Origin of the sequence: Haliscomenobacter sp. (assembly GCF_041740695.1) — a bacterium.
GTDB lineage: Bacteria > Bacteroidota > Bacteroidia > Chitinophagales > Saprospiraceae > Haliscomenobacter.
In genome coordinates this window covers 1-22,546 of the sequence record NZ_JBGSLK010000076.1, presented here as the reverse complement: position 1 = coordinate 22,546, position 22,546 = coordinate 1, and the positions used below count along the sequence as shown (strand labels likewise).

Sequence of the window (22,546 nt, the reverse complement as noted above, 5' to 3'; positions counted from 1 at the left end):
AGGATTGTAAAATAATAGACACGCCGCCGATTCTTTTGGTTGAAATTTAAACATAGCAATGTAAAGTCGGTTTTATTCCCGATTTCATACTCCTAACTTATCAACCAAAATGAATCAAATTATGAAAACCAAATTTCTGAAGTTCCCCATGCGTAGTTTAATGGTGACCCTTTTATCCGTTTTTGCCTTAGCCTTGACTGCAGCTTGTGACGACAATGATGACGATGCAGATGCCAAAACCATCACCCAAATTGTGGTAGATGGTGCAGATTTTACCTTGCTGGAGGCGGCGGTAGTACGTGCAGGATTGGCCGACGCACTGAGCACCGGTAGCTTGACTGTTTTTGCCCCAACCGACGCCGCTTTTCGTGCAGCTGGTTTTGCTGATGTCAATGCCATCAACAATACGCCCGTAGCTACCCTGCAGGCCGTGTTGCAGTACCATGTGATTGGCAGCAAGATCAACGCAGCAGCCATTCAATCAGGAGACAACCAGACTACGAAAATGTTGAGCAATGTGGATGCTTTTATTACCAAAAATGCTGCTGGTGTGTCCATCAATGGAGCCCTGGTGACCCAGGCAGATGTTAGTGCTTCTAATGGGGTGATTCATGTGATCAACGCAGTGATTCTCCCACCATCAGTAAACATTGTTGGTTTGGCTTCTGCCAATGCAAACTTGAGCTTTCTGGTGGCCGCGGTAACTCGCGCAGGTAGTGGTGTGGTCAATGCATTGACTTCGGCTGGACCGCTGACTGTGTTTGCGCCAACCAATGCCGCATTCCAGGCCGCTGGTTTTCCAACCATCGCTTCCATTGAAGCTGCTGATCCAGCAACCCTGGCGGGCATTCTTACTTATCACGTAGTTGCGGCCAGAGCTTTCTCTACCAACCTGACCAATGGTGCAGAATTAACTACGGTGCAAGGAGGCAAAGCCAAAGTGACGATTGCTGAAGGTGCTGTAAAGGTATTGGGCAATGGCAACGGTGCAAATGCTTCCAATGTCAGCATCGCCAATTTATTGGCAACAAACGGTGTAGTGCACGTGATTGATCGAGTATTGTTGCCATAATTCTTTTCGATTTAGCTTAGTCGTATTTTAATGCGCTGTGGCCAGCCTCTAAAACGGGGTTGGCCTTTTTTTTCTGAAGCTTTAAATTATGATTTTGGTTAAAAGTTCGGGCTGGAGCAATATTTGCAAAATATGGTTTTAAAAACCTAAACCTTTTTTGGTTTTTATTGTCTTACATCCGATTGCATTAGTAAAAAAATGAAACAACACTTCGATTGCATTATCGCAGGGGGAGGTTGCGCTGGTTTGAGCCTGGCCTACTATTTAGTTGAGCAAGGTTACCTGGGTGACGTCCTAATATTGGACCGTGAACAAAAGTCCAATAATGACCGCACGTGGTGTTGGTGGAGCAAGTCGCCAACACCATTCGACTCTTTGTTTATGCATCGATGGCAACATTTAAAGTTTGCTGATCACAGCAAACAAAGAGCCCAATCCATTGATCCCTACCGTTATTGTTTGCTCCGCTCCGCTGATTTTTACCATTTTATTCAGCAAAGACTTGCTCTCGCTCCCAATGTTACCTGGCTTCAATCCGAAATTGAAAGCATTGAAGATGCCGAAACTGGCGCAATTGTACGGGCTGGAGGAACTTCTTTTTCAGCCGAATGGGTGTTCTCCAGCATTCAAAAACTGCCTGTCCAATTTGCTACTGACGATAAACTTTATCAGCATTTCGCTGGATGGTGGATAGAAACAGCAGAGGATTGTTTTGACCCGAGTTGCGCCACCATAATGGACTTTAGAGTTCCTCAGTATGGCAATACCCGTTTCTGTTACGTATTGCCAACGTCTGCTCGGCGAGCACTGGTGGAATTCACTGTATTTTCAACCGAGCTATTGGCCAAAAAAGCTTATGATGCAGCACTTGAAGAATACCTCCAAAATACCCTAAAGATCAAGCGCTGGGTAATCCACGAGCAAGAATTCGGCGTGATTCCCATGCAAATCATGGAATCCAAACCCAGGGAAAAACAAGCGCACGTCTTCCAAATCGGGACAGTTGGTGGAGCAGTAAAACCCTCAACGGGCTACGCTTTTGCGCGCATCCAGGAACAAACCAAACAACTTGCGCAACAATTGGTCGAACAAAAGTTGCCCAATCCCCAACTCAAACGCCCCAAAAGATTTGAATTTTACGATCAATTGTTGTTGCATATTCTAACTTATCGAGGAGGCCTGGGTGCCTCAATTTTTGGTCGGTTATTTCAACAGATCGACTTTCCTCAAATTCTCAAATTTTTAGATGAAGACACCCAACTCAGTGAGGAGCTTGGAATTCTGGCCAGTTTGCCACCAGGGCCATTCCTCCAAGCCGTTTGGGAGTCTCATCTCGGCATGCATACATCTGCGTCATTACGTCCAAAATCCGTTTTCCAATGACTGCACGTTACCCTCGCCTCTATTTTTGGTTGCGGCTGACTAGTTTATTGATGTCTATCCTGGTGTTGGTTTTACCAGGCTCAGCCCTGCACTTGAGTTTTTTTCTGGCACTATTGCTGATTGCAGGTTTGGGCATCCCCCATGGCGCAACTGATCATCGAATCTTTCATGTACTGCTTCAGCAAAGAGGGGGAAAGCCAGCGATGCTGGGGTTTTATGGTGGCTATTTGGGTTTGATGCTGATTTACGCATTGTTGTGGTGGTTGAGCCCGGTCTTTAGTTTGCTGATTTTTTTACTGACTTCCATGTACCATTTCGGACAGTCCAACTGGAATTACGTAAACTTAAGCAACTGGCATCAAGTCCCGCTTTATTTGTTTTACGGGGCTTTTGTGCTCTTTGTACCCATTCTAGCTCATTTTGAGACTGCCCAACCCATTGTTGAATCGATCATTCAGCGTCCCCTTCCCATTGTATCAACTCAGTTATTAAATGGAGGCATTGGATTGATTACGATCCTCAATTTGGGGGCAATCATTGTGCTTTGGATGAGGGGAAAATTGACCGTTCAGGAAGTTTGGGCAGAGGTTTTAAACACATTCATCTTGCTTGTACTTTTTGTATCCACGCCACTTTTATTGGGATTTGCCCTTTATTTTTCTGGGTGGCATGCGCTGAGCTCAATCCAAGATCAAATTGCTTTTTTTCGGTCGCAAAAGCCTGGGTTTCGGCTTAAAGATTACATCAAAGCGGCAATACCTTATACTGGACTCGCCATCTTTGGACTAATGATGATGATCTGGTATTCCAACTCCATTCAATTGGATGCAGCCTGGGGAATCCTGTTCATCTTTTTGTCCTTGGTTACTTTACCTCACCTTCTCCTTATCGAAATGTTGTACGGAATGGGGCAAGCTGCCGATGCAGAATGGGGCACAAGTGTGTCCGAATAGGCGATTAATCTTTTATTTTTATTGAAAGTTCTGAATATTTTGAACATTTCAAATGGCCCTTCGTTAAGCATACATTGTATCTTCAATAAACCTTATTACATCATGAATGCATTAGTAATCAACAACTTTCAGCCACTTTTTCTGGCTCAATTGCAGCCTGGAGATTATGTTGGCTTCACCTTTTTTATCGGTTCAATGGCCATGTTGGCTTCAACCGTCTTTTTCTTTGTCCAGATGACCCGGGTAGAAGGGAAGTGGAAAGACTCTCTGCTCGTATCCGCCCTAATTACGGGAATTGCTGCTGCGCACTATTTTTACATGCGTAGCTTTTGGGCCGAGAATCAAACTTCACCAACCGAGTTTCGGTACATCGACTGGATTTTGACCGTACCATTGATGTGCGTCGAATTCTACTTGATCCTGAAGCCCTACGGTGCCAAACAAAGCCTGATGTGGCGCATGATCTTCTGGTCATTGTGGATGCTCGTAACCGGATATCTGGGTGAAACGGTCTTCCGCAGCCAATCGGCGATTTGGGGAGCCATTTCCACCATCGGTTATGCGTTTATTGCCTATGACGTATGGTTTGGTGGTGCCAGAAAATTGGCAAACAGCTCTGCTGACCCGAACCTGCAAAATGCCATGCGAATTTTGGGATGGTTCATCTTGGTAGGTTGGGCTATTTATCCCATTGGTTACATGGCTATCGAAGGTGGATTGTTGAGCGGAGTACTGCCCATCCAAGCTATGGATTTGATCTATAACATCGGCGATGCGGTCAACAAAATTGGCTTCGGATTGGTCATCTACAGCCTGGCTATCAGCAGCAATCAGAAATTACAGACTGCCTAATCAGAGCAACTAACTTTTTTATAAATGAAAAGGCCTACCCCAGGACACACCATGAAGTAGGCTGAATTGCATTAGTAATAAAGTTGCAAGTTATGGACTTTCTAGGATAGGCGAGGCTTTTTAACGTTTTTTTAGCTTTGGCCATAAAGCGATCAAGCGTTATAACCATGCATGGGCTGTAAAGGAAAATGAACCCTTTACAGCCTTTTTTATGTCAAACAAACTTATTTGCGGGTGAAATAATAGTAGGAGATTTGTAATTTATGACAAACGTTTCCCGTTTTTAAAACATACAAATTCCCACGATGACACAAACCCTTGCCGCCACATTTCACCTCACGCACCAGTGTAATTTGCGCTGTACTTACTGCTATACCGGAACAAAAGTGCATCGCCCCATAGAAAAAGCCATTCCCATTTTGCTACGCGCCAACCCTTGTGCCAGCGTCACCACGGTGCTAACGCCCTTTTCAGCTGGTCATGCAGCCGAATCCATTGACTGGCTCTACCAAAAAGGGTTCAGGTATTTCAACCTTACTTTGGATTACAGTGCGGATTGGACGATGGAAGACATGCATCGATTGGAAAAAAGCTACCATCAACTTGCCCGTTGGTACGAGGAAAAGATGCAGCAGAATCAACGCTTCTACCTCAGTTGTTCAGAAAAAAGGGATTTAAGGCGGTGAGTGGGGTGAGCCTCTGGTACTTTGAATGGCGGGATGTGTATGCGTTGGGACGGGAGATGGTGGGGTATTATCGGCAGGTGGGGCGATAATTTCAAAAAAACATTGTTTGCTTGAAACCTTTGCTGGATAATATCGTATACACCAAATGATCTAAAACTCTTTATTACCTCATGTTTAAAATCACTTTATGGAAAACATTACTAAAATTGACACTGAATTATCCACTTTAATTACTAGCCTGAAAGCAGAGCTTGATCATTACCAATTTGAATCACAATTTGAGTTCGTCTTGAATAAAAATTTTGACCTCTCTTTTCTCCAAAATATAAAATATCCTGGTGTATATCTAATTGAGATACATACAGGAGACCAGGGAATTGTATTTAACGACTGGGTGAAATCATTTTTGGAAAAATGGCAAGACAAAGAGTATGCGTCACATTTTGTGCCTAACTCAAGAAAAGGCAGATTAGCAGCTCATAAAGACCTAAGTACATGGTTCCCTCTTTACATTGGTAAATCTAAGGATATCTCTAAACGTATAAAAGAGCATTTATACATTGAGATGAAAAGACCAACTGGTGCCTTAAAGTTAATTGGTCGTGAGAACATTTATGAGCATGTTTTTAAAGTAAGTACCATAAAAGTAGAAGTAAAAAACTACGATATTATTATGCCTCAGCTTGAGAGAATGCTTCGAAATAAAATAAATCCCATACTGGGAAGGCAATAGACTTGAAGCAAATTGATAATCTAGCAATTATTAAGTAACGACCAGCGGCATAGCCGCCAAAACGTCTGTAGATTTAATGCATGATACCAGCTTAAAGGTGCAGAGCACCGTAACTCCTGCTTCTTTGTTGCGGTGCTCCGCACCTTTACTCCAGAATTAGACACTTCATACTACAGACGTTTAGCGGCGCTGCCGCTGGTCGTTGAGCCTAACACTATATAACTGACTGATTATCAATCATTATTAGTCTAATGATTATATTTTCTAAGATTTGAAAATGGTTATTTTTTGGGTATAGCTAGTTAGCAGCGATTATTCAGACCAAATTTATCTGGCATAAAGCAACTCTTTTTCCTGATGAATAAGCGGGCCAATAAACTCAGAAAGCCCCCTAGCAGAAACCAAATCCACTTCTCTACCCAATAAATCCTCAAGATCCAATTTCATGCCCACAAACTCCAGCCCGACTGGTTGAGTATAGTCCAGTTCGACCAAAATGTCTACATCACTTTTTTCCTCTGCCTCACCACGTACATATGAGCCAAATAAGTACGCTTTCAAAACTGGTTTGTTTTGAAAATAGTCCCGAATTGTTTGTACTTGTTGGTCGTTGAGGTACATATTTTGCATTTGGATTGGATAAAATTATGTTTTTTTGAGGTACTGAACAAGTCTTTCAGTTTTTACAAACCAGGAACAAAGAAAAAACATTCATGCGCCTGTTTCCCATTTTCATCATCTGCCTTGTTTTCCTCACCATGTCCCAAGCCCAAACCCGCGCCCGCGCCCTTGGCCTCCGTATCGGCGTACTCCCGACTGGCCTCCACAACGCCATCACCGACGTAGGCAATGTCCAGGTCGGCCACCACACCCTGCGTGAAGGGCCAAACATCCGCACCGGAGTCACCGTGATTGTGCCCGACACGGGTAATCTTTTCCAAAACAAAATCCCCGCCGCCATCTTTGTCGCCAATGGTTTTGGCAAACTGGCGGGCAGTACCCAGGTGCAGGAGTTGGGTAACCTCGAAACGCCCATCGCCCTCACCAATACCCTCAACGTATCCACCGCTATGGATGCCCTCATCGAATACACCTTGAACCAGCCCGGCAACGAAAAGGCCCAGTCAGTGAATGCCCTGGTGGGTGAAACCAACGATGGTTACCTCAACGACATTCGGGGGCGGCATCTGCGCGTGGAGCACGTCTGGGAGGCCTTGAAAAACGCCAAATCGGGCCCGGTCGCCGAAGGTTGTGTGGGTGCGGGGACTGGTACGGTTTGTTTCAATTTTAAAGGAGGAATTGGCACGGCGTCGCGGAAATTTCCGGCTGAATTGGGTGGGTATACGCTGGGGGTACTGGTACAAACCAACTTCGGTGGCGTGCTGGAAATTAACGGTGCCCCCGTAGGCAAAGAGCTGAAACAATACTACCTCAGCGAATACTTCAAAGACAAAGCCGATGGCTCCTGCATGATTGTAGTAGCCACCGATGCGCCACTCGACAGCCGCAATCTGGAGCGCCTGGCCAAACGGGCTTTTTTAGGCTTGGGCAAAACGGGCGGCATTGCCTCCAACGGCAGCGGTGACTACGTGATCGCATTCAGTACCGCTCCAGAAAATAGAGTCAAGCACGAATCCAAAAACCTAACCCAAACAGTCACAGTGCTACGCAACGACGCCATGTCTGGCTTGTTTATGGCCGCCATCGAAGCCACCGAAGAAGCTATCCTCAATTCCCTGTTTATGGCCACCACTACCGAGGGTAAGGATGGACATAAAATTGAGGCGATACCGCTGGATAAAGTCCTTCCCATCCTGAGAAAATACAATAAAATAGTGAAAAGTGAAAAGTGATACACCATTAGAGTTCCACCGCTTACAATATTTTGATGCATCTGAATAAACATAAGGCGGTTAAAATAAACAGTCTACTGCTTTTCACTTTTCACTTTTCACTTTTCATTTTTCACTTTTCACTTTTCACTTTTCACTTACCATGCTCTACATCACCCAACTCATCTACCTCAAACCCGGCCAGGAGGCCATTTTTGACGAATTTGAAGCCATTGCGCTGCCGGGGATTCCTCGCTACAATGGACGTTTGTTGTTCCGCTTACGGCCAGAAAACGACGCAGATTACATCGAATTACACCTCGAAAAACCCTATGAAATTCATTTGGTGGAATTTGATTCCGAGCAAGACTTTCAAGGGTACATGCAGGATGAAATCCGCAAGCAGTTTTTGCATTTGAAGGAGCAGTCCATTCAATCCGCGGTATTGATTAAGGGTGAAAAGTTGTAAACAAAGTCTAGTATCTTTGCTCAGATCAATCACCCACAATTCAGATCATCATGCGCTGCTACCTCCTGCTTCTGTTTGCAAGCCTGCACTTTTGCCTTTTTGCTCAAGAACAAGCTCCTCAAGACACCTTACGCACCTTGGATATTGCGCCCATCACGGTAAGCGCTTCCCGTTTTGAGGCCCAATACAACCGTTTGCCGTTTGCCATCAGTATCCTGAACAAAAGCCAAATCCAGCGGGCCCAGGCTCAGCTTTCACTCAATGAATCGCTGGTCGCCTTACCGGGCGTTTTCACCCTCAACCCGGATAACTTTTCCCAGGATTTGCGCATTTCCATTCGGGGTTTTGGGGCGCGTTCGGCCTTTGGGATTCGGGGCATCCGTTTGTTTGTAGATGGCCTGCCCGAATCTACTCCCGATGGCCAGGCGGATGTAGACAACGTGGACCCAGGCGCGCTGCAACGCGTTGAATTGTTGCGCGGTGCCTCGGCGGGTTTGTACGGCAATGCCTCGGGTGGAGTACTCAACCTGAGCACGGAGGAACCCAACAAGCAGTCTTTTGTAGAAACCCAGGCCCTCTTGGGTAGCTTTGGTTTCCAGCGTTACCAGGTCAAAACCGGGTTTATGGCGGGCAAACTGGGTGTTTTTGCCAGTGCCTCCCAAAACCGCATGGAAGGCTATCGGGCCCAAAGTTCCATGCAACAAACGACGCTGAACCTCAAACTGCGCTACCAACTCAGCACCGACACCAAACTTTCGTTTTTGCTCAATTACGGGAACAGCCCTTATGCACAAGACCCGGGCGGGCTGACAGCAGAGCAAGTCCAGGCGGATCGACGCCAGGCGCGTGCAGCCAACGTGCAGTTCGACGCCGGAGAAGAAGTAAGCCAAGGCCGAGTAGGACTGGTTTTTGAAAAACAGTTTTCTGCCAAACATCGCCTCAGTGCCCGTGGGTTCATCACCAATCGGGACTTTGCCAATCGCCTGGCTTTTCAGGGTGGTGGTTGGGTAGAATTTCAGCGGAGTTTTGGTGGTCTGGGCGTGACGTATGCCTATACCAGCGGCTCGTATCGCTCCCAAGTGGGGCTGGAATGGAACGACCAAAACGACGACCGCCAACGCTACAACAACGACAATGGCAAAAGAGGTACCATGACCCTTGACCAACTGGAAAGTTTCCGCAGCATCGGCGCTTTTTGGTTGAACGAATTGGCTTTGGGCAAAAAACTAACCCTCACCGCCGCCACCCGGTACGATGCGCTGCAACTCAGCGCCGATGATGCGTTTTTGAGCGATGGCAATCAAAGTGGAAAAAACAACTTCAATCGTTTCAACCCCAGTGTAGGCGCAGTATTTGTAGCCAGTAAATGGGCCAATATTTATGCTAACCTCGCCAGCAATTTTGAAACCCCTACCCTCACCGAATTATCCGCCAACCCGAATAACCTGGGCGGCTTCAACCCCGACCTACAGCCTCAGCGTTCCTTGAATTACGAACTGGGCACCAAACTCCTGGTCAATGATCGGCTGAGTTTTGACCTGGCCCTTTTCCAAATCAACTTACAGGATGAACTGGTGCCTTACCAATTGGCTAGTGCGCCTGGGCGTACTTTTTTCCGCAATGCGGGCAAGTCACTGCGCCGAGGCTTGGAGGCTGCCATGAATTTGCGCATCGAAGAAGGGCTTTACCTAAGTGTCAATTATACCTATTCCGACTTCAGTTATCAGGAATATGCAGCCAATGGCACCCGCTTTGATGGCAATATCCAACCTGCGGTGCCCAAGCATCACTTGTTCAGTGTGTTGCAATGGGCACACCGCTCCGGCTTTTTTGTAGCAGCACAGGTGCGCAACATCAGCAGTACCTTTGTCAACGATGCCAACACCGCCAGTGCTGAAGCATTTACCATGGCTTCCGCCCGCGCTGGACATGCTTTCCGCTTGGGTAAACTGTGGCGGATAGAGCCTTTTGCGGGCATCAACAACATCTTTGGTACCGCCTATACCGGGAATATTCTGCTCAATGCCGTAGGCAATCGTTTTTATGAACCAGGAGTGGCACAAGCGACTTATTATGGAGGGTTAAAGTTAAGTTGGAAGAAAAACTAAAAAAACTTAACTTGGACTGAAGCAAAAAACAAATCCTGCATGAAATCTCCATTCCCCGGCATGGACCCTTATTTGGAAGGTTACTTGTGGCCCGATGTCCACAATCGGATGGCTGCCGTGATTTCGGAATTTCTGGCTCCACAAATAGCACCCAAATATGTAGCCCGTTTGGAGTTGTATACAGTGGCGGACAGTGTCCCCGAAACGGAGGTTGGCATCATCTACCCCGATGTAGAGATTTTAAAACGTAATTTGCTCAGAGAATCGGAAGTAGCGTAAAGTGACCACAAAAACGGAATAACCCACGATTAACCAAAAATTCATTGATAATGTCAAGCAGGTTTACACTTTTTGCCTTATTCATGTTCCTCTTATTGAGCGCTTGTAATGCCCAAAAACCAGACGGAACCCCAACGGTAGGTGGTGATAGAGACAAACACGGCTGCATTGGTTCCGCAGGATACCAATGGTCGGAATTGCGTGGTGAATGCCTTCGCCTTTTTGAAATTGGCATTCGCCTTGATCCAAAGGCTAAGGACTTGAACCAAACCACTTCAGCCTTTATCGTATTTAAATCGATGGACGAAGATGCCAAGGTCGAGCTTTTTTTACCCGGTGAAAAAGCTATACTTCTTCCTAAAATAGGCAAGGATGATGCGGGTACTTGGAAGAATAAAAAGTACGTGCTGAAGCAGTGGCGCGGGATGTATTCTTTGGAAGCTGTCAAAGGGAAGTTGTTGTATGAGGGTGCTGCGTCAAAGTAGTTTTATTTACCTTTCATCATTTCTAACGCATAACTTAAAACACAAAAAATGAAGGTGTACAAACTTGAGTCACTCATTTATTATTCGAAAATATCGCTGGACAAAGAACACATCCTCAAAGATTCGACCAGTGATATTCAGGCCAAATTGGACGAATATGCACAAGAAGGCTACAGGTTGGTTTCAACAGACGCAACTGATTTTGGATTTGCGGTTTATTTTTATCTGTATTTTGAAAAAGACATCGCTGAAGAATATTTATAAATAAAAGTGTCACCATTACAACTGGACGAACCGTGTAAACGTCCAGTTGTAAGTATTTTGGTAGCCAGTCTTTATTCCTCCAAAACCTTGGCCGCTTCACACAACTCCTCATAAAAATCTTCCCCGTACTTCCGAATCAAAGCATCCTTTAAAAAGACATAAACGGGTACTTTTTCCTTTTTGCCCAGCGTACATGCTGCCGAACAAATGTGCCAACGCTCATAGTTCAGCCCCTCAAATCCGGCCACTTCCGACTTGGCGCGGATCGGGTACAAATGACAGGAAATGGGTTTTAAGAAAGGACTTGCCCCAGCCTGATGCGCCAATTCAATGCCACATTTTGCAATGCCATTGATGTCGTAGGTAAGGTAAGCACAGGCAGCTCCGTTGACAAGTGGGGTTCCATAGCCCCCCATTTCTTCAAAGTAGGTGTATTTGCCCTGAGCTTCAATTGCCGCGCGGCCATCACTGGTCAAAAAATCCTTGATGGAGTCGTAGATTTCATCCAAAATGGGCAATTCGGCCTTTTCCAGGGGTGCACCAAAATCTCCCTCCCAGCAACAAGCCCCCTTACAAGCGTCCAAATCACAAATGAAATGCTCTTGCACCACTTCGTCACTAATCAATACATCGTTTACAACCAACATACTAGAAACTTAAATGAGCAACAAAACTAAAAAAGAAGCGGCAAGGAGACACAGATCGCCTAAAAAAATCAATTTATTATTGCATTTTTATGGCGTGATTTGCCCCAACTAAGCAAGCGAATAACATTACTAACCATAACACTTACTTGAATGGATACCCTCAAGAAAAAATTCTACGAGAAATCCAGCGCACTCAAAGTCGAAATCAAATCCTTGCTCAAGGAGTACAGCGAATTGATGGTGGATGACGTAAACCTCGGACAGATTTATGGCGGTGCCCGCGACATCAAAATGATGGTGTGGGAAACCTCCGAATTGGACGCAATGGAAGGTATCCGCTTTCGGAATATGTCGATTCCGGAATTGAAAGCACAACTCCCTAAAGGTAAAGACGGCAAAGAACCACTGCCCGAAGCATTGTTTTGGTTGATGTTGGTTGGTGAAGTGCCAACGCAGGCTGAAGCAGATGGGTTGACCGAAGAATGGCGCAAACGTGCTGCCGTGCCTGCTCACGTGTTTACGACCCTGGATGCTTTGCCAGCGAACACCCACGCCATGACTCAGTTCTCGATTGCCATTACCGCCATGCAAACCGAAAGCATCTTTGCCGCCCGTTACGACGAAGGGATGCCGAAGGATGAGTATTGGGATGCAACGTACGAGGACACGATGAACCTCATTGCGCGTTTGCCCCAAGTTGCTGCATACATCTACCGCCGCACTTATGCAAGTGGAAAGCATATTGCACCCAGCACTACCGAAGACTGGTCGGGCAATTACGCGCACATGCTGGGTTTTGAGAACGAAGAGTTCAAAGCCTTGATGCGCTTGTACCTGACCATCCACGCCGACCACGAAGGCGGTAATGCTTCGGCGCACACCACCCACCTGGTTGGTTCTACCCTCAGCGATCCTTACCTGACTTTTGCAGCGGGCATGAACGCGTTGGCTGGCCCACTCCACGGATTGGCGAATCAGGAAGTAATCAAGTGGATCTTCGATATGCTGGACGAGTTGGGCACTACAGCGCCCAGCAAAGAGCAAATTGCAGATTATGTACACGCCACCTTGGCAAAAGGTCAAGTGGTTCCAGGTTATGGGCATGCGGTATTGCGTCGCCCCGATCCACGGTTTATGGCCCAAATGGAGTTTGCCAAGGAATACATCAGCCACGATGATGTGGTAGAAGTCGTTTGGAAAGTATTCGATGTGGTGCCAGGGATTCTGAGCAGCCTGGGCAAAGTAAAAAACCCCTGGCCAAACGTGGATGCACACTCTGGTGCCCTGTTGGTACACTATGGCCTGAAAGAATATGGGTATTACACCGTTTTGTTCGGGGTTTCCCGCGCCTTGGGTGTACTGGCGGCCTTGTGCTGGTCGCGCGCCCTGGGTTTCCCGCTGGAGCGGCCAAAATCCGTGACTACGGAATGGGTAAAACAGTTCCTGGCCGAGCATAAGGCCAAAGCATAAGTTGAATAATCGGTCGCTGAGCGAAGTCGAAGCGCCGATTACTCAACCAACCAATAAAACCAATTTTAAACACTCAACAATTCCAATATGAATTTTCCTCAAGACTTGCGCTATACCTCTGAGCACGAATGGGTGCGCGTAACGGAAGGCAATATTGCCACCATTGGCATCACTGATTTTGCTCAGGGTGAGTTGGGCGATATTGTTTACGTTGACATCGACAGCATCGGGAACCACCTCAACGCAAATGAGGTGTTCGGTTCGGTTGAGGCGGTGAAAACCGTTTCTGACCTGTTCATGCCCCTTGATGGCAAGGTATTAGAAGTGAACGCCACTTTGGATGGTTCTCCCGATTTGGTCAATACCGATCCTTATGGCGAGGGCTGGATCATTAAAGTAGAAATGAGTGATCCTTCACAGTTGGAAGGATTGATGGATGCGGCTGCTTATGAAAGTAGTGTAGCTGGATAGTTACGAGGCCAATACTTGTAAAGATTGCAGGGCACTAAGCATCATTGTTTAGTGCCCTTCTTCTTTTACTTTTTTCTCCAACGGCGCCAAAAGAAATACCCTCCTACTCCAAAAATGAGCAAGAAAGGCCATATGGAAGTAAGGCCAATCACAAAACTGAGCATCCCATCCCATCCATTGTGGAAAGCACGTCCGAATCTATTTTCTTCTACAACTCGATGTTCAGGTGTTTTTTTGTAAAAACTGATGTCTAGCGTTGAATAATCCACCCGATTGTTAAGGTAGCGCAACCGCCCTTCGATGGATTCAATCTCAGCACGCAATTCGCCAATTTGCCGCTCAATCTCCAGGATTTCTGAGATTTTATTGGCGCGTTTCAGTAATTCCTGGTAACGCTGTTCTACCTGTTTTTTGGTTTTGAGCCGGGCTTCAGCGTCTACAAATTCTTCGGTGACATCTACCGCTTCGATGGTTTTGGTGTCAAAATGTTCCACCCCTTTGCACACCGCATCTACCAGTTTGTCAAAATTGCGGGAAGGTACCCGGATGGTGAGGTGCTGTACAATTCGGTCGTATTCATTAGCCGTAGATTCATTGCTTAAAAAACCTGCATTGATTTGGGCAGCATTGCGGATGCGCTGGTAAGTATTACCCAGGTCGGAGGTTTGAAACTCCAGGTTACCCGTTTTGATGAGTTTTATTTCAATAGCGACATCAGCTTTTGCTTCACCAGGTGAAGAGGGTGAAGGCGGCGGCGGCGGCGCTTCAGGAGCTGCTTTGGATTCAACTTCGGGTGCAGATGAGTCCATTTCCGCAACGCTTTCAAGGTTGCCAGATTTGTCGTTGTTACATGCATAGGGCAGAATACTGACCAAAACCAAAAAACTCAATAGGGATAAGGTACGCATAATCAGGGATTTTTAGTTACCAGTGTAGATGCTAAGGTATGCTAAAATGGTGTACCCTGAATCAAATTAATGTAGAGACGCAAGATTTTGCGCCTCTACTCTTTTCTCATAATCTAATACGCTGCCGCTTCCGGCTTACAAAGCATGTCGTGAAGGATTTCCCGGGCCCGGTGCAACTGTGCTTTTACGGTACCCAATGGGATTTGTAGCTCGTCGGCGATTTCAGCGTAGGTCAGGTTTTCGTAATAACGCAGTTCCAACATTATTTGATAGCGCTCACTGAGTTGAGCGATCAATTTGCGGAGCAGGTGTCTTTTTTGCAGGCTGATGAGGTTTTCCTCGGGGTTCAAGGTTTTGGCGCGAATGTTTTCCGAAAATCGCCCTTCAAATTCTTCACACATCCGGGCGTCGATCGAAAGGGTATGTAAACGACGTTTGCGCTGGTGGTCAATGCAGTGATTAATGGCGATGCGCTGTAGCCAGGTGCCAAAAGCAAAATGAGGGCGGTACCTTTCAAGATTGCTAAAAGCTTTGCCAAAGGATTCCATAGCCAGGTCTTCTGCATCGACCCGATTGGGGACGATTTTTTGGATGGCCCGCATCAAGCTGACTTGATGCCGCTCCACCAAAATGCTGTAAGCGAGTTGATTGCCATTTACAGCGAGTTCAACCAGGCTATGGTCGTCTTTGCCCCGGCGGCGGGCGGTGTTGTTTTGTGCTAGTGTTTCCATGATGTTCGTGGGTTGCCGATTATCAAAACCGGCGCAAACACGAAGTAGTAGAGGAGATAAATCAGGTCTAAAAAGAGCATCCAAGGCCAGAGAGAAAGCGCTTTCAAGCGGCTGAAGATGGGTCTGCTTACCATTGCTACTACCGTGGCTCGCGCCAGGTAAAAAATCAAAATGATGCCCCATTGACCCGTGTACAAACCCCAGCCCAAACCTCCAATGTAATGGAAGAAATGGCTGGCTGACAACATGCCCAACACCAATTGATGCATTGGTTTGTAGCGGTTGCCAGTGGTCAAATGGCGCGTTTTTTGACGGTAGTAGCCTCCCCAAGTCATTTTGGGGATGGTAAAAACAAAACTTTCTGAAGCCAATTGCACTGCCGTATTTTTCCCTGTAGCTACGGCGTTGACAAACAAATCGTCGTCACCGGAAGCGAGGTCCAAATGTGTAGAAAAACCTTGTTGTTGTTGATAGAGTGATTTGTGGTAAATCAAATTCCTGCCAACGCCCATATAAGGCATACCCACGATGGAGAAGGAAAAATATTGGATAGCAGTGTAAATGGCCTCAAAGCGGATGAAACGATTGAGCAAACCGTTTCGGTATTCATACGGACTATAGCCTAGTCCAATTAAAACCTCATCTTTAATTAAAGACTGCATGTGCCGGATCCAATGGGGGGAGGATGGGTAGCAGTCTGCGTCACTCAACAAAAGCAAATCGTATTTTGCGGCTGCAATCCCCACCTGTAAAGCGTACTTTTTTCCAGGTGGATGTTGCTCTGTGATCGTAACGGGACGTAATATCGAATATTTTTTTTGAAACGCAAACAAAATTTTTTCAGTTTCATCAACTGAATTGTCATTTACGACCACAACTTCAAAGAAAGGGTAGTCTTGGGCGAGAAAACGGTCAAGGTATTTGTTCAAATTGTCCGCTTCGTTACATCCGCAGATGACAACGGAGATGGGGGGAAGTTGATCATCAGAGAGATTTACGTCCCCTAAAGCAGGTATTTGAGGATAATTACCCAGTCGTGAAAAAACCAGCAGCCAAAACAACAACTGCACTACCGTGGCCCCGATAAAAACAATTGCGAGGATGCTGGACACCATTTAGGATTAGATTTAATGTAAAAAAAACTCCAACTGATCAGCAAGTGCCTTCCTTTCCTTCGCTAACTTATGCTTAATCGGTCCCATTTTATTCAATTTTACAAAGGAAAAACCATTCTCCATGTAACGCTGATTGACACTGGCAATTCTACCCGCTAGGACAATGGCCAGTAAATAAACCCAACTCCAGGCAGTACTCGTCAACAGCTCTACCAGTAAGGATTGCAGGAAGTAAAAAATGGGCAAAGCTGGCAACCCAAGGCATAGCTCCACTGTCGTTTTGTAGCCAATATGCAAATTCAGCTTGCGTACCGCCCAACGGCACAAGGCAATCAGCGGCCAATGGTTCAGCCAGGCGAAAGCCCAAATGGGCGCCAATAGCCAAAATTTCAATTGTTTGCCCAGGCGTGCCGAACGCCCCATCTGCTGTAAAAATACGGCTCCCGAGCGCACTTGAGTAGATTTGAGCGCCAAGGCATAATTTTTTACTTGTAAAACAAAGCTATCGTAAGCCTCGGGATGCTCAATGGCGTGATTGCGCAAGTGGAGCAACAGCACTTTGCTGCGTTGAAAAAAGGCGGGTAGAGGCAGTGGAGCTTCGTCACGCAGTATTTCTTCCAACACATATAAGAGTTGATCTTCTTCCTCGTCTTTGACATTGAGCAGCAAGTCCTGCATGCGTTTTTCCAGTAGCCCCGTCAGATTGCGCACGGCACTCTGGTGATCCTGGGCATTGGCGTCCGCAAAGTCTTGTAACATAATAGGCTCGCCAGCCTGGATCAACATTTCACTGCCAAACTGCTCCCGATCACCATAATAGGTATAGCCCAATGGAACGATGTGCAAACCCAGTTGAAAATCACGCTCCATTTCTGCACTTAGACTGATGCGTGCGGTACCCGTTTTAAGCGGCAATAAATTGCGCTCCAGCTCATTGCCACCATCGGGGGCTATAAACAGGTTTCGACCCGCCAACAGGTGATCAATGGCCTGGCGGAATGAATCATCATTGTTGACAGGGCCGCCATTGTTGTCCTTGCGCCGCTCGAGGGGAATACAAAATAAAAAACGCAGGATTTTGCCCACCCAATCTGGTTTAAATAATCGGGCCATGGCCAAAAAATATACTGGCTCATTGACCCAAATTGCACCATTCAGGGCATCCATCAGGGTATTGGGGTGATTGCCGGTGATAATCGTAGGACCACTGATCTTCAGTTTTCTTTTTCCTGAAAACGCGATTCGTGGATAATACACATACACAACCAGCTTAATCAGGGCTTTCAATACGGTATAAACAATGCGTTGCAAAAGGCTCACGATGTAGGATTTGGGTGAAAATACACGCTGTGGTGGCTCAAACTTTAAAATTGAGCAAATAATTTTGAATCATTTGATCAAACTGAGGCCCTTCATTGAATAAAAACTCCACCTCGATAGGCAATACAAAGATGGGCAAATCCTCTTTAAGTATGTACTCCCGATGAGCCTCCAGCCGCATGGCATCTTTTTCAGTGGTCAGAATCAACTTGTTGGGCGATTTGATGCGTAGGAATTGCGCCCGAATGTCCCGCAGATCATCCTCTGAAAAATTGTGGTGATCCGTGTATTCCTGGCTGGTTACCGTGGCTACCAGTGGATTAAGGAAAGTCATTAGGTAGTCGGTCCCTGCGATGGCGCTGAGTAGTTGCAGGTCGGTATCCTTGTCCAGGATTTTTTTGTACCCTGAGTTAAAAATATAATAAGGATCGCCGTAAGTGTACTGGGTAAAAAAGACTTTTTGATGCGCCAGTGGTTTCAGCTTTTCGAGCATTTGATGTTTCTGGTCGACTGTCAAATCGGCGGGGCATTTGCTTACGATCAGCACATCGGCCCGGCGGTAGGCGGATCGCCATTCGCGCAATCGGCCAGAAGGCATCAAAAAATCTTCAAAAAACGGCCTGGCGTACTCGGTCAACATGAGGTTCAGCCCAGGGATTACTGCACGGTGTTGGAAGGCATCGTCGAGTAAAATTGCTTGTAAGGTAGGATGTTGCCCTACCATTTGGGGAATGCCATAAGCTCGATTTTCACAAACCGAAACGGCGATATTAGGGAATTTACGCCGAAACTGGAGGGGTTCATCCCCCACTTCACTGGCGCTGTGATCAGCTTCCACATCCAGGTAACCCGAGGTGTTGCGCTTGTAACCCCGACTCAGGGTACCCACTTCGATGTAATCGTGCAGCAGCCGCAAGAGGTATTCAATATGTGGGGTCTTGCCAGCTCCACCTACGGATAGGTTGCCAACCGAAATGACGGGCAGGTTAAACTTGACCGAACGAATCAGTCCAGAGTTGTAAAAACTGTTGCGTACACTGATGCCAATGCCATACAAGAGGGACAATGGTGCGAGCAGGAGTTTGACGATGATGTTGTCGAGCATGAGTTATTTTCCAAATACTTGATGTGCAGGGATTTGAAAGTCGGCTAGAATGGGGGCTGCCGAGCAGATATCGCTGTCGCTGCAGATGGTTGCTGAACAAAAATACTTCTTTCGCTTAAAAAACGTATTTTTGTATAGAACAGTTTCGATCTTGGTGAATATTTGGTCGACAACTTTTGCTCTATCGGCTAATCCAAAAACATGAATCACATTAAATTCTTTTTCATCAGCATCGTCCTGCTGGTTTATTCTGCTATTTCCGCCCAAACTTCCATCCTCGACTCCGGTGGCCCGCTCAGCCCTGAACAATCCGCCTACGACGTCACTTTTTACGACCTCAGTGTGAGCATCAAACCCGACACCCGCGAAATTGACGGTCAGGTCATCGTTCGCGCCAAAGTAGTTCAGCCCATGAATCGATTGGTACTGGATTTGGATACCTTGTTGAGCGTTAAGGAAATCTGGGATTTATCCAATCCGAAAAAGCCGGTTGTTGCACCTTTTGTACGCAAAGTTGGCCAAATCTGGATCGACCTTGGCTTTACCCGCCAGGCGGGCGAACAAGTCCAGGTCCGCATTCTTTATGGCGGCAAACCCCGCGTGGCCGCTCGTGCCCCTTGGGATGGTGGCTTCACCTGGGCAACTACCAAAGCTGGCGCACCCTGGATCACCACCACTTGCCAGGGCGAAGGGGCCGACCTCTGGTGGCCCTGCAAAGACCACGTATCCGATGAGCCGGATTCAATGGCCTTCAACGTGCGGGTACCCGAACCCTTGGTGGCTGCCTGCAATGGCCGTTTGCGCAGTACCAGCAAACACAAAGATGGCACCCAAACCTTCCACTGGTACATCTCTACCCCCATCAACATTTACAACGTAGCGCTCAATCTCGCGCCTTACCGCAGCATCGAAGGGCCATATAAAAGTGTGACTGGAGAAACTTTCCCGGTGGTGTTTTATGTGTTGCCGGATGATTATGAGAAGGGAAAAAAACTCTTTACCGAGATTTTTGAGCACATCAAGTTTTACGAAAAAATGTTGGGCCCCTACCCTTTCCGCATTGACAAATATGGCGTGGCTCAAACCCCACACCTGGGCATGGAGCACCAAAGCATCATTGCATATGGTGCCAACTTCAACAATGGGAGTATGACCGGGGGTAAAGACTGGGGCTTCGATGCCCTGCACCACCATGAATTTGGGCATGAATGGTGGGGTAACCTCGTTACCAATTACGATTGGAAAGACATGTGGATCCACGAAGGTTTTTGCACTTACATGCAGGCCTTGTACCTGGAGGAGCTGAAAGGATTGGCGGGTTACCACGATTATATGAATGCTTCGCGGCGTTTTCCCAACAACCTGGCAGTTGCTCCTTTGGCTTCCCAAAGTTCCAAACAAATTTACCGCGCACCAATCTATACCAAAGGTGCCTGGATTTTGCACGCCCTGCGTGCAGTGATTGGCAAAGAAGCTTTACTCAAATCCATGCGCCGCCTATGTTACGATACGCCTGAAGCAGAAAAAATCAAAGATGGCCGCCAGTGCCATTTTGTAACCACTGCCGACTTTCAACTGATTTGTGAGCAGGAAAGTGGCAAAGCACTGGGTTGGTTTTTTGATGTATACCTCCGTCAAGCACAATTGCCCAAACTGGTCACTAAGGTAGAAGGCCAGCAGATCAGCTTGCACTGGGAAACGCCCCAGAATTTGCCCTTCTCTTTCCCCGTTGAAATAAAAATTAATGGGAAAATTCAGCGCCTTGATTTGGGTAAAGAAACCATTACCTTATCTTTCAACCCGGGAGACAAACCCGAAGTAGACCCAGATCGCTGGGGACTTTACGATATAGCCAGATAAAAAAACCTATAACAGACATGAAAACGATACAAGGGCCCGCCATTTTTCTGGCGCAGTTCATGGGCGATGAAGCCCCATTCAATAGCCTGGACAGTGTATGCCAGTGGGCCGCAGGCCTGGGCTACGAAGGCATTCAAATTCCAACTTGGGATAGTCGTTTGATCGACCTCAAAAAAGCCGCCGAAAGCAAAAGCTATTGTGATGAGTTGGTGGGTAAAATTGACGATTACGGCTTGTCCATCACCGAATTGTCGACACACTTGCAAGGTCAACTGGTCGCAGTACACCCCGCTTACGACGCCATGTTTGATGGTTTTGCACCAGCAGAAGTACACGGCAATCCCAAAGCCCGCACCGAATGGGCGGTGCAGCAATTGAAATGGGGCGCACAGGCGAGCAAAAACCTGGGTTTGACCTCACACGTTACTTTCTCCGGTGCCTTATTGTGGCCCTTCCTTTACCCTTGGCCTCAACGGCCAGCTGGATTGGTAGAAACGGGCTTCAAAGAATTGGCTGCGCGTTGGAAACCAATCCTGGATGTGTTTGAAGACAATGGGGTGGATGCCTGTTACGAGTTGCATCCAGGAGAAGACTTGCACGATGGGGTAACCTTCGAGATGTTTGTAGATTACCTCGGTGGCCACCCTCGCGCCAATATCAACTACGACCCCAGCCACTTTGTGCTGCAATGCCTGGATTACGTAGCCTTTATCGACCTTTACCACGACCGCATCAAGGCGTTCCATGTGAAAGATGCCGAGTTTAATCCTAGTGGTTCTCAAGGGGTGTACAGCGGCTTCCAGGGTTGGGTGAACCGCGCTGGGCGTTTCCGCTCATTGGGCGACGGGCAAGTCGACTTTGGGGCCATCTTCAGCAAATTGTCGCAATACGATTACGATGGCTGGGCGGTATTGGAATGGGAATGTTGCATCAAGAGCCCGGAACAAGGGGCTGAAGAAGGTGCGCAATTCATCGCCGACCACATCATTCAGGTGACGGAGAAGGCATTTGATGATTTTGCGGGTGCAGGATCGGATGAGGCGTTTAACCGGAAGGTGTTAGGGATTTAGGTACAACACGCTTAAGTAAACATAACTAACGACTAATCAATTGAGTTTTGATTGGTCGTTAGTTATGAAGTTTTATGAATAGAACTCAATTAATCGACTATTTCCCGCTTTGACAAAGGTGATCGTTTTTAAAAAACTACTGCAATTACAGATAAATGTAGTGGCTTTCTTGATTGCTAACTTGAACCTATCCCCTCTATTTCAACATCCTACCAATCGCGGAGCGATTGAATTTAGAATAGCCCCGGTCGTCCGGGGAATTTTCGGGCCCAGGTTTGTTTCCCAACCGCGGTAGCGGTTGAACCATTCGCAGTGGTCAGTTCAACCACTGCCGTGGTTGAGACACCTCGCTCCGACTTTTTACCGCAGACGACTGCGGCTATTCTGAATTGAACCACTCCGTGGTTAGACAGGTTACATTGTGGTAGAGGAGCAGGGCCCCATATATCTGGCCTGCATTGCATTCGGGACGCCCTGCGTTCCGAATTGAAATGGTGTTTTTCAGGTCGGGTTGTGTGTTGGGTTTTGTTCTGGCCCAGACACACGAAAGCCCCACCTGGGTTACCAGATGAGGCTTTATATTGTGTGTGTTTATTGAGTTGGCAGCGACCTACTCTCCCACCCAAGGGCAGTACCATCAGCGCTGAGCGGCTTAACTTCTCTGTTCGGAATGGGAAGAGGTGGAACCCGCTCGCTATAACCACCAACAATTCTTTGGTGAATGACGAATGTT

General features: G+C 47.0%; 23 protein-coding genes and 1 rRNA gene. 16 read left to right on the top strand and 8 right to left on the bottom strand.

Annotated features, from left to right (window positions below):
- Nucleotides 1–121 precede the first annotated feature (121 nt).
- The 6 genes from ACEW9O_RS15810 (at nt 122) to ACEW9O_RS15785 (ending at nt 5,679) form a co-directional block, all read left to right on the top strand.
- Nucleotides 122–1,072 (top strand): fasciclin domain-containing protein, encoded by a 951-nt coding sequence (locus ACEW9O_RS15810; protein WP_373551147.1) that lies wholly within the window; start codon nt 122–124, stop codon nt 1,070–1,072.
- Between the two features lie 198 nt (nt 1,073–1,270).
- Complete coding sequence (locus ACEW9O_RS15805) at nt 1,271–2,455, top strand: lycopene cyclase family protein (protein ID WP_373551146.1); 1,185 nt, start codon at nt 1,271–1,273, stop codon at nt 2,453–2,455.
- Entirely contained in the window at nt 2,452–3,408 is a 957-nt protein-coding gene (locus ACEW9O_RS15800) for a Brp/Blh family beta-carotene 15,15'-dioxygenase (RefSeq protein ID WP_373551145.1), read from the top strand. The genes ACEW9O_RS15805 and ACEW9O_RS15800 overlap by 4 nt, the downstream gene beginning before the upstream one ends.
- Nucleotides 3,409–3,510: 102 nt before the next feature.
- On the top strand, nt 3,511–4,260 hold the full coding sequence (locus ACEW9O_RS15795) for a bacteriorhodopsin-like (protein ID WP_373551144.1): 750 nt from the start codon (nt 3,511–3,513) through the stop codon (nt 4,258–4,260).
- 305 nt (nt 4,261–4,565) lie between these two features.
- Complete coding sequence (locus ACEW9O_RS15790) at nt 4,566–4,946, top strand: hypothetical protein (RefSeq protein WP_373551143.1); 381 nt, start codon at nt 4,566–4,568, stop codon at nt 4,944–4,946.
- 187 nt (nt 4,947–5,133) lie between these two features.
- The gene (locus tag ACEW9O_RS15785; protein WP_373551142.1) at nt 5,134–5,679 is read left to right on the top strand and encodes a hypothetical protein; all 546 of its coding nucleotides are present in this window, start codon (nt 5,134–5,136) and stop codon (nt 5,677–5,679) included.
- A gap of 327 nt (nt 5,680–6,006) precedes the next feature.
- On the opposite strand, the gene ACEW9O_RS15780 is transcribed toward ACEW9O_RS15785, so the two are convergent.
- Nucleotides 6,007–6,309 carry a nucleotidyltransferase family protein gene (locus ACEW9O_RS15780; protein WP_373551141.1) on the bottom strand — a complete coding sequence of 101 codons (303 nt, stop codon included), beginning with the start codon at nt 6,307–6,309 and terminating at the stop codon, nt 6,007–6,009.
- Between the two features lie 83 nt (nt 6,310–6,392).
- On the opposite strand from ACEW9O_RS15780, the gene ACEW9O_RS15775 reads away from it, so the two are divergent.
- From ACEW9O_RS15775 to ACEW9O_RS15750, 6 genes are all read left to right on the top strand, one after another.
- A complete protein-coding gene (locus tag ACEW9O_RS15775; protein WP_373551140.1) occupies nt 6,393–7,532 on the top strand; it encodes a P1 family peptidase in 1,140 nt (379 codons plus the stop codon).
- Between the two features lie 142 nt (nt 7,533–7,674).
- Nucleotides 7,675–7,980 carry a DUF1330 domain-containing protein gene (locus ACEW9O_RS15770; protein ID WP_373551139.1) on the top strand — a complete coding sequence of 102 codons (306 nt, stop codon included), beginning with the start codon at nt 7,675–7,677 and terminating at the stop codon, nt 7,978–7,980.
- A gap of 50 nt (nt 7,981–8,030) precedes the next feature.
- Nucleotides 8,031–10,088: a TonB-dependent receptor family protein gene (locus ACEW9O_RS15765; RefSeq protein WP_373551138.1), complete on the top strand. Its 2,058-nt coding sequence runs from the start codon at nt 8,031–8,033 to the stop codon at nt 10,086–10,088.
- 39 nt (nt 10,089–10,127) lie between these two features.
- Nucleotides 10,128–10,367, top strand: a complete 240-nt coding sequence (locus ACEW9O_RS15760; protein ID WP_373551137.1) for a DUF4058 family protein — start codon at nt 10,128–10,130, stop codon at nt 10,365–10,367.
- Nucleotides 10,368–10,417: 50 nt separating this feature from the next.
- Nucleotides 10,418–10,852 (top strand): hypothetical protein, encoded by a 435-nt coding sequence (locus ACEW9O_RS15755; RefSeq protein WP_373551136.1) that lies wholly within the window; start codon nt 10,418–10,420, stop codon nt 10,850–10,852.
- Nucleotides 10,853–10,900: 48 nt separating this feature from the next.
- The gene (locus tag ACEW9O_RS15750; RefSeq protein WP_373551135.1) at nt 10,901–11,116 is read left to right on the top strand and encodes a DUF4177 domain-containing protein; all 216 of its coding nucleotides are present in this window, start codon (nt 10,901–10,903) and stop codon (nt 11,114–11,116) included.
- Between the two features lie 71 nt (nt 11,117–11,187).
- Here the strand turns inward: ACEW9O_RS15750 and ACEW9O_RS15745 are convergent, their stop codons facing one another.
- Nucleotides 11,188–11,763 carry a DUF3109 family protein gene (locus ACEW9O_RS15745; protein ID WP_373551134.1) on the bottom strand — a complete coding sequence of 192 codons (576 nt, stop codon included), beginning with the start codon at nt 11,761–11,763 and terminating at the stop codon, nt 11,188–11,190.
- Nucleotides 11,764–11,913: 150 nt separating this feature from the next.
- Here ACEW9O_RS15745 and ACEW9O_RS15740 point away from each other — a divergent pair, with 150 nt between their 5' ends.
- Complete coding sequence (locus ACEW9O_RS15740; RefSeq protein WP_373551133.1) at nt 11,914–13,233, top strand: citrate (Si)-synthase; 1,320 nt, start codon at nt 11,914–11,916, stop codon at nt 13,231–13,233.
- 87 nt (nt 13,234–13,320) lie between these two features.
- Complete coding sequence (gene gcvH / locus ACEW9O_RS15735) at nt 13,321–13,704, top strand: glycine cleavage system protein GcvH (RefSeq protein ID WP_373551132.1); 384 nt, start codon at nt 13,321–13,323, stop codon at nt 13,702–13,704.
- Between the two features lie 65 nt (nt 13,705–13,769).
- Here gcvH and ACEW9O_RS15730 read toward each other — a convergent pair whose 3' ends face one another.
- From ACEW9O_RS15730 to lpxK, 5 genes are all read right to left on the bottom strand, one after another.
- Nucleotides 13,770–14,612 (bottom strand): DUF4349 domain-containing protein, encoded by an 843-nt coding sequence (locus ACEW9O_RS15730; RefSeq protein WP_373551131.1) that lies wholly within the window; start codon nt 14,610–14,612, stop codon nt 13,770–13,772.
- Nucleotides 14,613–14,725: 113 nt separating this feature from the next.
- A complete protein-coding gene (locus ACEW9O_RS15725) occupies nt 14,726–15,343 on the bottom strand; it encodes an RNA polymerase sigma factor (protein ID WP_373551130.1) in 618 nt (205 codons plus the stop codon).
- Nucleotides 15,331–16,458 (bottom strand): glycosyltransferase, encoded by a 1,128-nt coding sequence (locus tag ACEW9O_RS15720; RefSeq protein ID WP_373551129.1) that lies wholly within the window; start codon nt 16,456–16,458, stop codon nt 15,331–15,333. Before ACEW9O_RS15720 ends, ACEW9O_RS15725 begins: the two co-directional genes overlap by 13 nt.
- Before the next feature lie 12 nt (nt 16,459–16,470).
- Entirely contained in the window at nt 16,471–17,778 is a 1,308-nt protein-coding gene (locus ACEW9O_RS15715) for a 1-acyl-sn-glycerol-3-phosphate acyltransferase (RefSeq protein ID WP_373551128.1), read from the bottom strand.
- 37 nt (nt 17,779–17,815) lie between these two features.
- Nucleotides 17,816–18,883, bottom strand: coding sequence for a tetraacyldisaccharide 4'-kinase (gene lpxK, locus ACEW9O_RS15710; RefSeq protein WP_373551127.1), 1,068 nt, complete (start codon nt 18,881–18,883; stop codon nt 17,816–17,818).
- Between the two features lie 201 nt (nt 18,884–19,084).
- Here lpxK and ACEW9O_RS15705 point away from each other — a divergent pair, with 201 nt between their 5' ends.
- Together ACEW9O_RS15705 and ACEW9O_RS15700 are read left to right on the top strand one after the other, a co-directional pair.
- Entirely contained in the window at nt 19,085–20,743 is a 1,659-nt protein-coding gene (locus ACEW9O_RS15705; RefSeq protein ID WP_373551126.1) for a M1 family metallopeptidase, read from the top strand.
- Between the two features lie 17 nt (nt 20,744–20,760).
- Nucleotides 20,761–21,813 (top strand): sugar phosphate isomerase/epimerase family protein, encoded by a 1,053-nt coding sequence (locus ACEW9O_RS15700; protein WP_373551125.1) that lies wholly within the window; start codon nt 20,761–20,763, stop codon nt 21,811–21,813.
- 597 nt (nt 21,814–22,410) lie between these two features.
- On the opposite strand, the gene rrf is transcribed toward ACEW9O_RS15700, so the two are convergent.
- Nucleotides 22,411–22,521: ribosomal RNA gene (rrf, locus tag ACEW9O_RS15695) — 5S ribosomal RNA — on the bottom strand.
- Nucleotides 22,522–22,546 lie beyond the last annotated feature (25 nt).

What these genes read in the sequence shown, in the direction of transcription:
- ACEW9O_RS15810 (WP_373551147.1), top strand. Translation starts at nt 122, where the DNA reads ATGAAAACCAAATTTCTGAAGTTCCCCATGCGTAGTTTAATGGTGACC.
- ACEW9O_RS15805 (WP_373551146.1), top strand. Translation starts at nt 1,271, where the DNA reads ATGAAACAACACTTCGATTGCATTATCGCAGGGGGAGGTTGCGCTGGT.
- ACEW9O_RS15800 (WP_373551145.1), top strand. Translation starts at nt 2,452, where the DNA reads ATGACTGCACGTTACCCTCGCCTCTATTTTTGGTTGCGGCTGACTAGT.
- ACEW9O_RS15795 (WP_373551144.1), top strand. Translation starts at nt 3,511, where the DNA reads ATGAATGCATTAGTAATCAACAACTTTCAGCCACTTTTTCTGGCTCAA.
- ACEW9O_RS15790 (WP_373551143.1), top strand. Translation starts at nt 4,566, where the DNA reads ATGACACAAACCCTTGCCGCCACATTTCACCTCACGCACCAGTGTAAT.
- ACEW9O_RS15785 (WP_373551142.1), top strand. Translation starts at nt 5,134, where the DNA reads ATGGAAAACATTACTAAAATTGACACTGAATTATCCACTTTAATTACT.
- ACEW9O_RS15780 (WP_373551141.1), bottom strand. Translation starts at nt 6,309, where the DNA reads ATGCAAAATATGTACCTCAACGACCAACAAGTACAAACAATTCGGGAC.
- ACEW9O_RS15775 (WP_373551140.1), top strand. Translation starts at nt 6,393, where the DNA reads ATGCGCCTGTTTCCCATTTTCATCATCTGCCTTGTTTTCCTCACCATG.
- ACEW9O_RS15770 (WP_373551139.1), top strand. Translation starts at nt 7,675, where the DNA reads ATGCTCTACATCACCCAACTCATCTACCTCAAACCCGGCCAGGAGGCC.
- ACEW9O_RS15765 (WP_373551138.1), top strand. Translation starts at nt 8,031, where the DNA reads ATGCGCTGCTACCTCCTGCTTCTGTTTGCAAGCCTGCACTTTTGCCTT.
- ACEW9O_RS15760 (WP_373551137.1), top strand. Translation starts at nt 10,128, where the DNA reads ATGAAATCTCCATTCCCCGGCATGGACCCTTATTTGGAAGGTTACTTG.
- ACEW9O_RS15755 (WP_373551136.1), top strand. Translation starts at nt 10,418, where the DNA reads ATGTCAAGCAGGTTTACACTTTTTGCCTTATTCATGTTCCTCTTATTG.
- ACEW9O_RS15750 (WP_373551135.1), top strand. Translation starts at nt 10,901, where the DNA reads ATGAAGGTGTACAAACTTGAGTCACTCATTTATTATTCGAAAATATCG.
- ACEW9O_RS15745 (WP_373551134.1), bottom strand. Translation starts at nt 11,763, where the DNA reads ATGTTGGTTGTAAACGATGTATTGATTAGTGACGAAGTGGTGCAAGAG.
- ACEW9O_RS15740 (WP_373551133.1), top strand. Translation starts at nt 11,914, where the DNA reads ATGGATACCCTCAAGAAAAAATTCTACGAGAAATCCAGCGCACTCAAA.
- gcvH (WP_373551132.1), top strand. Translation starts at nt 13,321, where the DNA reads ATGAATTTTCCTCAAGACTTGCGCTATACCTCTGAGCACGAATGGGTG.
- ACEW9O_RS15730 (WP_373551131.1), bottom strand. Translation starts at nt 14,612, where the DNA reads ATGCGTACCTTATCCCTATTGAGTTTTTTGGTTTTGGTCAGTATTCTG.
- ACEW9O_RS15725 (WP_373551130.1), bottom strand. Translation starts at nt 15,343, where the DNA reads ATGGAAACACTAGCACAAAACAACACCGCCCGCCGCCGGGGCAAAGAC.
- ACEW9O_RS15720 (WP_373551129.1), bottom strand. Translation starts at nt 16,458, where the DNA reads ATGGTGTCCAGCATCCTCGCAATTGTTTTTATCGGGGCCACGGTAGTG.
- lpxK (WP_373551127.1), bottom strand. Translation starts at nt 18,883, where the DNA reads ATGCTCGACAACATCATCGTCAAACTCCTGCTCGCACCATTGTCCCTC.
- ACEW9O_RS15705 (WP_373551126.1), top strand. Translation starts at nt 19,085, where the DNA reads ATGAATCACATTAAATTCTTTTTCATCAGCATCGTCCTGCTGGTTTAT.
- ACEW9O_RS15700 (WP_373551125.1), top strand. Translation starts at nt 20,761, where the DNA reads ATGAAAACGATACAAGGGCCCGCCATTTTTCTGGCGCAGTTCATGGGC.